Below are 13602 nucleotides of genomic sequence, written 5' to 3'. Positions count from 1 at the left end.
GCCAGGGCCTCTGGCGGGGATTTTTCATTCTGAAGAGACGCTTAGAGCGCGTTCTCCATCTTCCCGATGAAGTATGAAGGTGTGGATCGCAAAGACGACCGCGCCGGTGCGTGGCAGGCGCCGCAACGTCTGGCGTTCGGTGCGCAGGTAGTCGCCGTGGCCGTAATCCGGCTTGTCGCGCCGCGCATGGATCGACCGGGGCTGGAACAGGGCCGGGTCGTGGTACCAAAGCGCGTTGTGGCGCATCAGGATCGTGCCGGGTCTGATCGCGTCGAACAGGCGCTGCACCCGCCGTTCGAGCGTGCCGTCATACTCCTCCACCGGATCGTGGATCCCCGACAGGGGCCGCCCGATCTTTTCCGACAGCATCCATGACGCGGGAAAACACAGCACCGCCCCCGTCATGACGTGACCGTCGGGCCCTTCCTCCATCAGGCACAGGTCCTCCTGCACGATCCGCGCGGCCGTGCCGAGCGGATCGGACCTATCGATCGCAACCCCCCGCCCGTCCGGACATGCCACCCTGTCCGAGCTCACCTCGAACCCCGGCCAGCCCGACACTTCTGCAAGGATCGCCTCCAGCAATTCCTCCGCCGCGGCGCGACCCTCCGGCAGCAGCGCGTGAACCTCGTCCCGCCGGTCGCGCAACAGCCGCACCCGCTCGGCCATCTGCGCGGCATAGGCCTCGTCCCGGTGCAGCCAATCCTGCGTCGGCCCGATCCCCGGCAGACGCGCATGCGGATCGACGGGATAGGGAACGGAGGTTTGCAGGATCGCCATGGCCCTACCCTGCCCCGCCGGGTGACGGAGGAAAAGAGGGGGTGACCGCCCAGTCCCGCCTTCCGAAAACGGCATGGATCGGGTCGCAATCTGACACGACGGCCCATACGCGCGCACGCAACCTTGCCCAAAAGGGAGGCACTGCGCATGAATCAGCACTACCGCGACACCCGCAAGATTGATCCGACCCGTGGCGCGACGCTGGGCGACGGCTCTCCGAATGATTCCGACCGGATCGAGATCGGGCCGACGCAGCTGGCCTTCCGCGAATGGGAAGCCGCCGGGCTGGAATTGCCGAACCTTGCCGCGATGCGCGAATACCGCTGGAAGCGCTTGACGCAGCACATCGTCGACCGCGATTACGCGGGCCTTCTGATGTTTGACCCGCTCAACATCCGCTACGCCACCGACTCGACCAACATGCAGCTCTGGAACACGCACAACCCGTTCCGCGCCGTGCTGGTCTGCGCCGACGGCTACATGGTGATCTGGGACTACAAGAACTCGCCCTTCCTGTCGTCATTCAACCCGCTAGTGCGGGAGGCGCGGTCGGGCGCGGACCTGTTCTATTTCGACCGGGGCGACAAGATCGACGTGGCCGCCGACGTCTTCTCGAACGAGGTGCGGCGTCTGTGCGCCGAACACGCGCCCGGCAACATGCGGCTCGCCGTCGACAAACCCATGCTGCACGGCCTCCGCGCGCTGGAGGCGCAGGGGTTCGAGGTGATGGAGGGCGAAGAGGTCACCGAAAAGGCCCGCTCCGTCAAAGGCCCGGACGAGATCAAGGCGATGCGCTGTTCGTCTCACGCCTGCGAGGCCGCGTGTTACGCGATGGAGGATTTCGCCCGCAGCCAGATCCCCGGCGGCGGCGTGTCCGAGGATGACGTCTGGGCGATCCTGCATGCCGAGAACATCCGGCGCGGCGGCGAATGGATCGAAACCCGCCTGCTCACGTCAGGCCAGCGCACCAACCCGTGGTTCCAGGAATGCGGGCCGCGCATCTGCCAGAACAACGAAATCCTCGCCTTCGACACCGACCTTGTCGGCGCCTACGGCATCTGCACCGACATCTCGCGCACGTGGTGGATCGGCGACGAAAAACCCCGCCCCGACATGATCTATGCGATGAACCACGGGATCGAGCATATCCAGACCAACATGGAGATGCTGAAACCCGGCGTGATGATCCCTGAACTGACGGCGAACTGTCACAGGCTCGACGACAAGTTCCAGGCCCAGAAATACGGCTGCTTGATGCACGGTGTGGGCCTGTGTGATGAATGGCCGCTGGTCGCCTATCCCGACAAGGCCGTGCCGGGCGCCTTCGACTATCCGCTGGAGCCGGGCATGACGCTTTGTGTCGAGGTTCTTCTGGGCGAGGTCGGCGGCGATTTCTCGATCAAGCTGGAAGACCAGGTGCTGATCACCGAGGACGGGTACGAGAACCTGACGAAGTACCCGTTCGATCCGCGCCTCGTGGGATAGCGGCCCGCGCTATTCCAGCGCGTCGAGGATGGTGCCGAGGTTGTGGCGGAACATCGCGACATAGCTGGTCGCCGGCCCGCCACGTTCGGACAGGGCATCGGAGAAGAGCCGCCCGCCTATCTCTAGCCCGGTCTCGTCGGCGATCTGACGGACCAGCGCGGGGCTGGTGATGTTTTCCACGAAGAGCGCCGCAACGCCCTGTTGCCGGATTTGCGCGATCAGCGCGGCGAGGTCGCGCGCCGACGGTTCCGCCTCGGTATCGATGCCGACGGGTGCGAGGAAGGTCAGGCCGTAGGCATCGGCGAGGTACCCGAAAGCGTCATGCGCGGTTACAACCGTGCGTCTGTCGGTGGGCAAAGCGGCCAGCCGCGCCCTGGCCTCGTCCTCCAGCGCTTCGAGTTCGGCGATGTAGGCGGCCGCGTTGGCCTCGAATTCGGCAGCGTGGTCCGGCATCACGTCTGACATGGCCTCGGCGATGTTGCGGACGTAGAGGACACCGTTCGACAGCGCGTTCCAGGCATGCGGATCGACGCCGCCCTCGATCATGACGGGGTCGATGCCGCGCGTCGCCACAAACACGGTCGCCGCGGTCCCGGACTCGGCGATCAGCGTGTCCGACCACGTCTCGAACCCCAGCCCGTTGACAAAGATCACGTCGGCCCCAGCCACCGCGCGCGCATCTGCGACCGAGGGCTGATAGACATGGGCATCCGCGTCCGGCCCCACGATGGTCGTGACGCTGGCGCGTTCGCCCACCACCTGTTCGACCATGTCGCCGAGGATCGAGAAGCTGGCGACAACGTTCAGCTTGTCGGCCTGCGCCGGCATTGCTGCCAGCCATAGAAGCGCCGAAGCGAGGAAAGGTGCAAAGATGGCGCGCAGGATCATTGGCGTGTTCTTTCGGTGGCAGAGCGTGACAGCGCCGATGGCCGTCGCCGCACCGACCGGCGCGGCGACAGGCCAAACCCCAGCGGCCCGGCAAGGACGGACAGCAGGAAGAAACCACCCGCCGTCAGCACGATGGCCGGGCCGGACGGCGTTTCAGGAAAGAGGTAGGACAGGGTCAGCCCCAGCCACGAGCTGGCCAGCGCGAACAGGAACGACAGGACAAGCTGCCCGGTGATCGTGCTGGACCAGTACCGCGCCGAGGTCGCGGGCAGGATCATCAGGCCGACCGCCATCAACGTCCCCAGCGTCTTGAACGCGGCCAGCAGGTTGAGGACAAGGATCAGCATGAATGCCTGCTCCACCAGCATCGGCCGCCGCGTCTGCGCCTCGAAGAAGACCGGGTCACAGGTGCTGACGATCAGCGGCCGCAACAGCACGGCGAAAGACACCAGCGTGACCGTCGCGACGGCGCCCACAAGGATCAGCGACGCGTCGTCGATGCCAAGGATCGACCCGAAGAGGAAGCTTTTCAGTGGCACCGCCGACCCGGCGGCGGACAGGATGAAGATGCCAAGCGCCAGCGCGATGAGATAGATCGAGGCAAGGCTCGCATCGCTGCGCAGGATGGTCTTGCGCGCCAGCACCGCCGTCAGGATTGCCGCCCCGACCCCGGCGATCAGACCGCCGATCAGGAGCGAGAACACCGACAGGCCCGCCACCACGAACCCGATCACCACGCCGGGTGATATCGCATGCGCCATCGCCTCGCCCGCAAGCGACAGGCGGCGCAGGACGAGGAACGCACCCACGGGCGCGACCGAGGCCGACAGCACCGTTGTCGCCACGAAGGCGCGCTGCATGAAGGCATAGCTCCACATCTCGGCCAGCAGATCAAACATGCGCGGCCTCCGGCGTCTCGGCCCGGAACATCCAGTCGGCCTGGCTGCGGGACATGTAGGCCTGCGACACAAGCCGTTCCGGCGTCAGCAGCGACCGGACCGGGCCGAAACTGGCCTCCCCGTTGCCCAGAAGCAGCGCGTGGTCGCAATGGTCGAGCACCGACGACAGGTCATGCACGACAAGGACCACCACGCGGCCCTCGTCGCGCCAGCGGTCGAGAATGGTGAGAAGATGCGCCTCGGTGCTTTGATCGACGGCGGCAAAGGGTTCGTCCAGCAGGATCAGCGGCGCGTCCTGCATGATGACGCGCGCAAAGAGCGCCCGTTGCAACTGCCCGCCCGACAGCGAATGCAGCGACCGGTCCGCGATATCCAGCACGCCCGCCGCATCAAGCGCCGCCGCGACCTTGTCCTGCATCCCGCGATCGAGCCGCCCGCGCGCACCAAAGCCTTTCCACGCCCCCATCGCGGCAAGGTCGCGCACGCGGATCGGGAAACGCCGGTCGAATTCGGTCATCTGCGCAAGGTAGCCGATCTCGCGCGGTCGCCCGCCGGTCCATGTCAGGCGTCCGGCCAGCGGATCGACAAGGCCGAGGAGCATCTTGACGAAGGTGCTTTTCCCCGACCCGTTGGCGCCCAGCACGGCCAGCGTCGTTCCGGCTTCAAGATCCATCGACAGGCCGCGGAACAGCGTCAGGTCGGGATACCCCAGCGCGAGGTTGCCGATTTCAAGGACGGCCGCCATCAAAGCACCGCCCAGATGCCCAGCCACAGCACGGCGGACACCACCAGCGCGCCAAGGACGAGCGTTGCGATGCTCATGTTCGTCAGGCAGAAGCTCTGCCGTTCATGTGTCAGGTCTGGTTGCTGATGATCGTCTGCACCGCGCATCGCCGCCTCCGCTGCGGCGGGGATATCGAGATACATCTATGTAAGTCAGCGACGTGCGCGTCGAACATGCTTGTCTCCCTCCAGGACACCCCGCCTGGGTCAGTTGCTATTCGCGATGGCAGGTCTCCTGACTTGCGGGTCTAGGCTTTCCCGAACCTTCCCAGACGTCCCGAACCGGGAGCCCAGTGGTTTTTGCCGGGGTCGCTCACCGCCTACAGTTGCGGGGGCAGTCACGGATTTGGCGCCTGTTGGCTACACCTCACCGTGTTCCCATTTCATCTCGCCGACTCAACGTCCTGTGAGAACCATCCCAAGCAGGTAAAGCGGTCGCGTCTTGGGGGTCAAGAACAAATGCCACCGTTGCGGGCGCGCCCCGTGCCTGCCGTTACGGCGGCCTGACATGTCGCGCGGCTCGGCTGTGGCAGTGTTCTACCCTCGGGGTGCAGTCGGGATGCGGCGCTCCTTGCGCAAGCGGCACGCTATGCGGATAGACTTGGGGCCTGCGTGGCCGGCCCGGCCCAAGATGAGAAGGAAGCGCGCCCCATGGACCAGTTCTTCACGACCCGCATGCCGGGCCTGCGCTTTCTGCGCAACGTGCTGATGTTCAGCGTGGCGGGCCTGCTGCCGGTCCTTATCGTCTATGTCCTTTTGACCCCCGGCTTCGCGGCGGCGCTCGGCAAGGGCGGCGCGAACCTGTCGCGCTTCGTGCGGCAGGTTCTGACGAATGGGCTGCCGGTCGTCTTCGTGGTCAATTACATCGGGTTCTTCATCTACGCGCTTTCCCGCGAACCGGGGCGGACACAACGGGACCCGGCGTGGTTCATCGCCGTGGACGTCGTCTTGCGCGTCTCCGTCTTCTTCGCGCTTCACGCGGTCATTTACGTGCTGTCTGCCGACTGGTTCGGATCGTTCGGCGGCAGTCGCGCGACCGCGCTGTCGGTCGTGGCGCCGACGCTGGCGCGCTCCGCGATGTTCGAGAATATCTCGGGCGTCTACCTGTATGCGACGCTGGTCAGCGCCGTGCCGCTATACGTGTCGCTCGCGGGACGCTCGACGGCGCTGCGCCCGGTTCTCACCCCCCTGCCCACGCGTTCCGGTCCACTCGTTGTCGCCGTGATTGCCTTTGTGGCTGGCGTTGCCTTGCTGACCGTCTTGGCGCGCGCCGTCGTCTGGTTACAATCCTTGCCGACCTGAGCCAGCCTCGCAAAAAAGGGTGTTGGCCAACCGAGGGCTCTTCCCCGGTTGGCCGGTTCGTGTCACGCGGTGCAGGTCCAGTAGCCGGTGAAGCCGACTGCCAGAGGGGTGTCGCCGGTCAGTTCGAACAGCAGAGTCGCGTCTTCGCCCTTGTCCTCGCCACCCGGTGTCAGCGTCATGCGGCCGCCATCGGCCTGAAGAACGCCACCATCGGCCACGCTGCCAGCGGCATTGAACATCACCAGCGCGCCCGAAACCTTGGCCACGCCGCGCCCGTTGCCGTCGGTGGCAAGCACCGGATCGGCGTTGACGGCGCGTTCGAACACGCAGGCGGGCGTCGAGCCAAGCGCGCGGGTGATCTCTTCATCCGTCAGCGTCGCCGGGCGGATGCCCGCGATCACCGGCGTTGAGACGGCCTGCGTCAGCCCCTCGATCGGTGCGGGGCCCTCGGTTTTGCCAAGCGGCCAGTCCGGACCGGCCTCACCATTGGCCGCGATGTCGTCCAAGAGGAAGCGCATCTCGGAAATCTCGCGGTTCTGGGCATGCACGATCTCTGCCGCCAGCGTCGCAACGCGCGGATCGGTGATCTCGGCGCGGCTGCTGGTCATGATCGCGATCGAGTGGTGCGGGATCATCGCGCTCATCCAGCTTTCGTCCTGGATCGTTTCCTGGCTGCGGACGAGCCAGAGAGTCGCCGCGAAAAGCACGGCGGACCCCGCAAGGATCGCCACGTTGGCGGCCCGGTTGCGGTACATGCCCCACATGAAGAGCAGCATGACAACCGCCATCACGGCGCCCATCACGAAGGTCATGTAGAAGCGCGTTTCGCTCCAGTAGACGTGTTCCCACGCATAGGTGTTGAGATACATCAGCCCGAACATCAGTGCCGTCGAGGTGCCCACCATCAACAGGAAGCGGCCATAGCTGCTGCCCGAATGGCTGTCATCCTTGCTCGTCGCGGCGTGATTGGCTGAAAACGAACGGTTGTTGTAGCTTCCGTCGGTCGTGCTGGCCATTTCCATCTCCTCTTGACGATTTGATGGCTAACGACGTTCCAGTGCTGGAAGGTTCCGGATTTTGTGCAAAAGGTTGGGCACAAATGCCTTCACGGCGCATGCAATCCGCCGTTCAGGACCGGGATCCGCTGCCCGACAGATCGCTCAGGATCGGGCAATCCGGGCGGTCGTCGCCGTGGCAGGACCGGACGAGGTGGGCGAGCGTGCCGCGCATGGATTGCAGCTGCGCGATCTTGTCGTCGATCACCGCCAGGTGCTCTTCCGCGATGGCCTTGACCTGCGCGCTTTCGCGGCCCTCGTCCTCGTACAAGTCCAGCAGCGTGCGGCAATCCTCGATCGAGAACCCCAGCGCGCGGGCCCGTCCCAGGAAGGCGAGCTTGTGCAGGTCGGATTCGCGGAAGGCCCGGTAGCCGTTGCCGCTCCGTTGCGGACGGACCAGCCCGATATCCTCGTAATAGCGGATGGTCTTGGGCGGCAGGCCCGAACGCTCGGCGACTTCTCCAATGTTCATGGGCATAGTCTCCTATTCTGCGGGCTGGGCCTGGGGGATGGTGCGCGCGGGCGCGGGTCCCGGCGCCTGCTCGGACAGTGCAGGGACAAGGCGGCGCAGGCGCAGCGCGTTCGTCAGGACGGAGACCGACGACAGCGCCATCGCCCCGGCGGCAAAGACCGGCGACAAAAGCAGGCCGAACGCGGGGTAAAGCACGCCCGCCGCGACCGGGATCAGCGCCACGTTGTAGCCGAACGCCCAGACAAGGTTCTGGCGGATGTTCGACATGGTGCGCCGCGAGACGTGAACCGCGTTCACCACCCCGCGCAAATCACCCGACATCAGCACCACGTCGGCGGATTCGATGGCGACGTCCGTTCCCGTGCCGATGGCGATGCCCACGTCCGCATGGGCCAGCGCCGGGGCATCGTTGATGCCGTCGCCCACGAAGGCGAGCTTGCCGCCCCCTGCCCTCAGATCGTCCAGCGCCGCGACCTTTCCGTCGGGCAGCACCCCGGCGATCACGTGGTCGATGCCGGTTTCCCGCGCGATGGCGTCCGCCGTATCCTGCTGGTCGCCGGTGATCATCGCCACCTTGAAGCCGAGGTCGTGCAGCGCGGCGATGGCGGCGCGGCTTGACGGCTTGACCGGGTCGGCCACGGCGATCACCGCGGCGAGGACACCATCCACCGCCGCGAAAAGTGCCGTGCGTCCGCGGCGCGCAAGATCGCGTTCGGAATCCGCCAATGGTCCGACATCCACGTTCTCGCGGGTCATGTAGCGTTCGGCTCCGACAATGACCCGCCGCCCCTCAACCACCGCGGACACGCCATAGCCGGTGACCGACTGGAAGCCGGTCGCGGTCGGCACTTCGACGCCATCGGCCTCCGCTCCCCGCACGATGGCCTCGGCGATGGGATGTTCGGACTGTGCCTCGACCGCCGCGATCAGGCGCAGCACTTCGTCGCGCGCGAGCCCGTCCGCGACCACCACGTCCGTCAGCGTGGGCTGGCCCTCGGTCAGCGTCCCGGTCTTGTCGAGCGCGACGATGTCCACCTCGGACAGCGCCTGCAGCGCATCGCCCTTGCGGAAGAGCACGCCCATCTCGGCGGCTCGCCCGGTGCCCACCATGATCGAGGTCGGTGTTGCCAGCCCCATCGCACAGGGACAGGCGATGATCAGGACCGACACGCCCGCCACCAGCGCGAAGGTCAGCGCGGGATCGGGCCCGACCGCCAGCCAGACCGCGACCGTCAGCGCGGCCAGTGCCATCACGGCAGGCACGAACCAGAGCGTCACGCGGTCGACAAGGCCCTGGATCGGCAGTTTCGCGCCCTGCGCGTCCTCGACCATGCGGATGATCTGGGCCAGCGTCGTGTCGGCCCCGACGCGCGTCGCGCGGAAGGTGAGGCTGCCGGTGCCGTTCACCGTCCCACCTGTGACCGTCGCGCCCGTCGCCTTGGCCACCGGCACTGGCTCGCCGGTGATCATGCTTTCGTCGACATTGCTCGCACCGTCCACGACCTCGCCATCGACGGGGATACGCTCCCCCGGCCGGACGAGGATCACGTCGCCCGCCGCCAGCGCGTCCACATCGGTCTCGACCGTCGTGCCGCCCCGGACCACGCGCGCCGTGCGCACCTGCAGCCCCAGCAGCGCCTCGATCGCCGCGCCGGTCCGACCCTTGGCGCGGGCCTCCAGCCAGCGACCGACAAGAATCAGGACGACGATGACGGCGGCGGCCTCGAAATAGACGGCGCGCACGCCCTCGGGCAGAAAGCCCGGCAGGAAGGTCGCCACCACCGAATAGGTCCACGCCGCCCCGGTCCCGAGTGCCACGAGGCTGTTCATGTCGGGCGTGGCGCGCATGAGCGCCGGAAAGCCCTTGGCGAAGAACTGGCGCCCCGGTCCGAAGAGGACCAGCGTGGCAAGAACAAACTGGATGATCCACGAGGCGCGCATCCCGATGCTCGTCTCAACCAGCGCGTGAAAGGCCGGGATCAGGTGAGCGCCCATCTCCAGCACGAAGACCGGCAACGTCAGCGCCGTGGCCACCAGCACCTTGCGGCGTAGGTGGTTGGCCTCGTCCGACTTGCGGGCGGCGCGCGACGCGCTCGCATCGGCCTCGGCGATCTCGGCGGCATAGCCAATGCCTGCCACCGCCGCCACGAGGTCAGCGGGGCTGACCGCCCCTTCAAGGTATTCGACCCGCGCATTCTCTGCCGCGAGGTTGACTGCGACCGACAGCACGCCCGGCACCTCGGCCAAGGCCGCATCGACCCGCCCGACGCAGGACGCGCAGGACATTGACGCGATGTTCAGCGTGATGGTCGCGGTGCGCGGCGGGTAGCCCAGCGCCTCAAGCGCATGTGCCACGTCGACAAGGCGCCGGGGCGCGTCGACACTCACCTGCGCCTTTTCGGATGCAAGGTTGACGGATACGCCCGTCACGCCATCCAGCGCCCCAAGGGTTCGTTCGACCCGTCCAACGCAGGACGCGCAAGACATCCCCTGGATGTCGAGCGTTGCTTGTATTTCCCGAGACATCGCCTGTCGCCTCTGATTGTTCGTCGGGTGGATATAGGGCTTCCAGTAACTGGAAGCTCAAGACCCGGCCAGAAGAAAATGCGTCAGAAAAGAACGGCGAGGCTGATCGCCACGACCGCCCCACCCGCCAGCACCTGGAACAGGCCGGCTGCCACCGACAGTCCACCAAGGTTACCGACGCCCGCCAGCTGGCGCGCGAAGACACCGGAGACGGCGACACCGCCGTTCAGAACGGCGGTGCCCAGCCCCATCGTCAGCGTCGCCAGCGCGCCCAGCCAGAACAGGTCCAGCCGCGCCGCGATCACCAGAAGGATCAGCGCGCCGGTGCAGGGCCGCACCGCGATGCTGAGGATGACGAAGGCGGCCTCCTGCCAGTTCGTGACCGCGTCGGCCTGTTCGGCGGTGGGGCCGTGGGCGTGGGAACATTCGCCGTGGCCACCGTGCGATCCGTCTTCGCGCAAGCGCAACAGGTTGATGCCACGCAGAACAAGGACGCCACCGATCAGGAGGAACAGGGCATAGCTGAACGGTCGCAACCAGTCCTCGGCCAGCGCGACCGCGTCGCGCCCACCAAGCCACCGCGCGCCCTCGACCAGCGCGCCGACCAGCAGGATCGCGCTCAGCGCCTGCGCCAGCGCCGACCCCGTCGACAGCAGCACCATGCGCCCTACGCCGGACCGTGTCGCAACAGCCGTCGCGCCAAGGATGATCTTGCCATGCCCCGGCCCCGCCGCGTGCACAACGCCATAAAGGAACGTCGCAAGGCACAGCGCCAGCACGGCGGCGACATCGCCACTCCGCGCGGCGCGGAGGCTGGACGCCATCGCGTTCTGAAACCCGCGCTGCGCGTCCGACGTCAGGGCGATGAGCGCCGGCCATTGCAGGTACAGAATGAACGCGGCGGCCACGATCACGACGACGACGACGATCGCCCTCACTTGCATGTCACCACCATCCGGTCGGCCAGAAGGGCACCGACATTGCTGTTCTCGGGCGTTTCTTCCCGTCCCAGCTTGGCCAGGGCCGCGCGCATCTCGTCCGTCTGCGACGACGGTTCGAACTTGGTGATCGTCGCGCTGCACCTGTCTTCGGCCTCGCCGAAGCGCGGCTCGTCCGTCAGGCTGAACGCAAAGAAATAGGTCCGTTCGTAGAACGCGGCATGCAACTCGGTCGCTTCCAGCGCCAGCGGCTCCATGAGGTCCCGGTAGAACGCCACTTCCAGCCGGTCGCCCACCATCCGCGCCGTCAGGTCGCGCGGCCATGCCAGCAATATCGGCTCACCCTTGGCCCGAAGGTGCACCGACCCGTCGAAATCCGGCGCGAAGCGGCCCAGTTCGCGTTCGACCAACGCGCGTTCGGAATCCGTGAAATCCGCGCCCGCGGCGGGCGTCACGTCCAGATCGGACAACAGGAACAGCGTCTCAAGCTCGTCATAGCGCCACGTCACGCGGATGGCTTCGAGCGTGCCATCCTCGGTGATCTGGAAATCCACACCGCCATCGACGAAGACGTGCGGGTGCGCGCGCGCGGGACCGGGGCCGAACACGACCCACCCGGCCGCAACCAAGGCGAGCCCCCTCAGAACGTTCTGGAAAATGGAGATTACCATGCCCCCGCCTTTCCGGTTCGCAGGCCGATTTGCCCTGAAAGCCCGATACCGGCCAGCGGTACCGGTGTCACGATTTGTGTCGCGTCCAAAAGACATCCCGGCCAATACCCGCGCAAGCCCGGCAGCAGGCCACGACGACCCACCCTATTGTAAGTTTTTGTCACACCCGGCCGGTCAAGCGGGGTCTTCACCCTTGACCTTCCGGCTTGTGACCGCAGCATCTGCCCAAACCCGATGCGATCGGAAATCGCAGCCCCCGATTCGGGACATGCCCGGTACCAGTGCAGGAAAAGACGCCACGCCATGACGAACACTTGGAACATCACCCTCCCCAAGCCATTGAAAACAATCGCGTTCGGCCTTGTCGTTGCCGGATGCACGACGGCGCCCGAAGTCGATATCGACGGGGCCTACGTGGAGCTTCCCGAACCGCTTGTCGGGCTTGCCGCGCCTTACCAGAACCTCCAGAAGGTCCGGCTGAACCCGGACGACAACTGCTTCTGGTACCTGCATGACGGCCCGGTCGAGGCGACCTGGCTGCCCCTGCGCACGGCAGCGGGCAACCCGATCTGCCAGGCGAGCGAGGACTAGACCGGACGCGGTGGCGGTCCGGTCCGCCCACCCTTACGCGCTGACGGAGTCTTCGGGCGGGTAAAGGTAGACCGTCTTGCCCGTCTCCACGTTCTCGTAAAGGTCGATGATGTGCGCCATGACCATGCGCACGCAGCCCGAACTGGCCCGCCCCCCGATCGAACGCGGCAGCGGCGTCCCGTGAATGCGCAGATACGTGTCGCGGTTGCCCTCGTAGAGGTACAGCGCCCGTGCCCCGAGCGGGTTGCGCGGCCCGCCGTCCACCCCGTCGGCATCCCGCGCATACTTGCCCGGCTCGCGTTCGATCATCGCGTCGGTCGGGCGCCATGTCGGCCACTTGGCCTTGCGCCGCAGCGAATAGGTGCCCGGTTCGTACAGGTTGCCCTTGGCGATGGCGACGCCATAGCGCATGGCGGTGCCGCCTTCCTCGATATGGTAGAGGTAGCGCGCGACCGCATCGACATGGATGTCACCCGGCGTCAGCCCGGCCTTGGCCTCGACCCGGACCGGCAGCAGCCGCGGGTGCAGGCCCCAGGGGTTGTAGGACGCCGGATCGTATTCAGGCGGGCGCACCAGCAGATCCCATGCATCCCACTTGGACCGGTCAGACACCGGCGCGGCGATGGCCTGTCCCGCCAGCGGTCCGGAAAACAGCAGGGCGGTCCCGCCCAGGAAATGTCGACGTGTAAGACGTGTCATGTGGGTACTCCGTTCACTGCCCGCACATTAAACGCGCCAAGGCCGGAAATGGTAGCGGCGATCTAAAAATGTCTCGGAATGTATTCTTGACCTTCCCGGCGGTGCACCCGCCATAAAGTTCGCAAAACGGAGGGCAAGATGGCTGAAAACACGGGCGAACCCGCGAAAAGGGGCTTTGGCCTCATGCATGCCGGAATGGCGGTCTGTTGCGCGGTGATGCTGCTTCCGGTGGCGGGATTTCTGATCGCGGGCGGCACGCTGGCGGGGCTGGTGGGCAACCTTGCCCTGTTTGCGCCCATCGCCGCCTGTATCGCGATCCACGTGGCCATGTTCGCCGTCTTGGGACGATCCTGCCACGGCGACGCGAAACGCGAAGAGGCGGCCGAGGCGACAAGCACGCTGCAACCCACGCGCATACCGGCGATCCGCACGAAATGAGGCAGCCGGCGGCTTCGCAGGACGCGCCGGGCCCTTGCGGTCCGGCGCGTCCTTGCCGAAGCTGCGGCCTGAAGC

The 13602-nt window shown here is 66.4% G+C and carries 15 protein-coding genes and 1 riboswitch; of the genes, 4 read left to right on the top strand and 11 right to left on the bottom strand.

Translation table 11 applies throughout. From position 1 onward, the window contains the following. Nucleotides 1-24: 24 nt before the first annotated feature. Entirely contained in the window at nucleotides 25-780 is a 756-nt protein-coding gene (locus tag ATO11_RS02070; RefSeq protein ID WP_050529149.1) for a heme-dependent oxidative N-demethylase family protein, read from the bottom strand. Nucleotides 781-927: 147 nt separating this feature from the next. Between ATO11_RS02070 and dddP the strand changes: the two genes are divergently transcribed. Continuing rightward, nucleotides 928-2265 carry a dimethylsulfonioproprionate lyase DddP gene (dddP, locus tag ATO11_RS02065; protein WP_050529148.1) on the top strand — a complete coding sequence of 446 codons (1338 nt, stop codon included), beginning with the start codon at nucleotides 928-930 and terminating at the stop codon, nucleotides 2263-2265. 9 nt (nucleotides 2266-2274) lie between these two features. Here dddP and ATO11_RS02060 read toward each other — a convergent pair whose 3' ends face one another. Genes ATO11_RS02060 through ATO11_RS02045 form a run of 4 tightly spaced genes read right to left on the bottom strand, consistent with a single transcriptional unit; the run spans nucleotide 2275 to nucleotide 4979 of the window. Beyond that, the gene (locus ATO11_RS02060) at nucleotides 2275-3153 is read right to left on the bottom strand and encodes a metal ABC transporter solute-binding protein, Zn/Mn family (RefSeq protein WP_050529147.1); all 879 of its coding nucleotides are present in this window, start codon (nucleotides 3151-3153) and stop codon (nucleotides 2275-2277) included. Further along, entirely contained in the window at nucleotides 3150-4052 is a 903-nt protein-coding gene (locus ATO11_RS02055; protein ID WP_242601332.1) for a metal ABC transporter permease, read from the bottom strand. Before ATO11_RS02055 ends, ATO11_RS02060 begins: the two co-directional genes overlap by 4 nt. After that, the gene (locus ATO11_RS02050; RefSeq protein WP_050529146.1) at nucleotides 4045-4797 is read right to left on the bottom strand and encodes a metal ABC transporter ATP-binding protein; all 753 of its coding nucleotides are present in this window, start codon (nucleotides 4795-4797) and stop codon (nucleotides 4045-4047) included. Before ATO11_RS02050 ends, ATO11_RS02055 begins: the two co-directional genes overlap by 8 nt. Continuing rightward, on the bottom strand, nucleotides 4797-4979 hold the full coding sequence (locus ATO11_RS02045; protein WP_050529145.1) for a hypothetical protein: 183 nt from the start codon (nucleotides 4977-4979) through the stop codon (nucleotides 4797-4799). The genes ATO11_RS02050 and ATO11_RS02045 overlap by 1 nt, the downstream gene beginning before the upstream one ends. Nucleotides 4980-5043: 64 nt before the next feature. After that, nucleotides 5044-5268, bottom strand: a riboswitch (cobalamin riboswitch). Nucleotides 5269-5486: 218 nt separating this feature from the next. On the opposite strand from ATO11_RS02045, the gene ATO11_RS02040 reads away from it, so the two are divergent. After that, nucleotides 5487-6137, top strand: a complete 651-nt coding sequence (locus ATO11_RS02040) for a hypothetical protein (protein ID WP_050529144.1) — start codon at nucleotides 5487-5489, stop codon at nucleotides 6135-6137. A 62-nt stretch (nucleotides 6138-6199) separates the two neighbouring features. Here ATO11_RS02040 and ATO11_RS02035 read toward each other — a convergent pair whose 3' ends face one another. From ATO11_RS02035 to ATO11_RS02015, 5 genes are all read right to left on the bottom strand, one after another. Beyond that, the gene (locus tag ATO11_RS02035) at nucleotides 6200-7153 is read right to left on the bottom strand and encodes a DUF6692 family protein (RefSeq protein WP_050529417.1); all 954 of its coding nucleotides are present in this window, start codon (nucleotides 7151-7153) and stop codon (nucleotides 6200-6202) included. A gap of 112 nt (nucleotides 7154-7265) precedes the next feature. Continuing rightward, complete coding sequence (cueR, locus tag ATO11_RS02030; RefSeq protein ID WP_050529143.1) at nucleotides 7266-7664, bottom strand: Cu(I)-responsive transcriptional regulator; 399 nt, start codon at nucleotides 7662-7664, stop codon at nucleotides 7266-7268. Nucleotides 7665-7676: 12 nt separating this feature from the next. Next, nucleotides 7677-10190, bottom strand: coding sequence for a heavy metal translocating P-type ATPase (locus ATO11_RS02025; protein WP_050529142.1), 2514 nt, complete (start codon nucleotides 10188-10190; stop codon nucleotides 7677-7679). 83 nt (nucleotides 10191-10273) lie between these two features. Then, entirely contained in the window at nucleotides 10274-11134 is an 861-nt protein-coding gene (locus ATO11_RS02020; protein ID WP_050529141.1) for a nickel/cobalt transporter, read from the bottom strand. Beyond that, nucleotides 11125-11799 (bottom strand): DUF1007 family protein, encoded by a 675-nt coding sequence (locus tag ATO11_RS02015; RefSeq protein WP_165586916.1) that lies wholly within the window; start codon nucleotides 11797-11799, stop codon nucleotides 11125-11127. The genes ATO11_RS02020 and ATO11_RS02015 overlap by 10 nt, the downstream gene beginning before the upstream one ends. A 303-nt stretch (nucleotides 11800-12102) precedes the next feature. On the opposite strand from ATO11_RS02015, the gene ATO11_RS02010 reads away from it, so the two are divergent. Continuing rightward, entirely contained in the window at nucleotides 12103-12390 is a 288-nt protein-coding gene (locus ATO11_RS02010; RefSeq protein ID WP_050529139.1) for a hypothetical protein, read from the top strand. Nucleotides 12391-12423: 33 nt separating this feature from the next. On the opposite strand, the gene ATO11_RS02005 is transcribed toward ATO11_RS02010, so the two are convergent. Continuing rightward, entirely contained in the window at nucleotides 12424-13089 is a 666-nt protein-coding gene (locus ATO11_RS02005; RefSeq protein WP_050529138.1) for a L,D-transpeptidase, read from the bottom strand. A 138-nt stretch (nucleotides 13090-13227) separates the two neighbouring features. Here ATO11_RS02005 and ATO11_RS02000 point away from each other — a divergent pair, with 138 nt between their 5' ends. After that, nucleotides 13228-13527, top strand: a complete 300-nt coding sequence (locus tag ATO11_RS02000; RefSeq protein ID WP_050529137.1) for a hypothetical protein — start codon at nucleotides 13228-13230, stop codon at nucleotides 13525-13527. Nucleotides 13528-13602 lie beyond the last annotated feature (75 nt).

Source organism: Pseudaestuariivita atlantica (assembly GCF_001205715.1).
GTDB classification, from domain to species: Bacteria; Pseudomonadota; Alphaproteobacteria; order Rhodobacterales; family Rhodobacteraceae; genus Pseudaestuariivita; species Pseudaestuariivita atlantica.
Note: the sequence above shows the minus strand (reverse complement) of the source record. Positions and strands in the feature narration are given on the sequence as shown.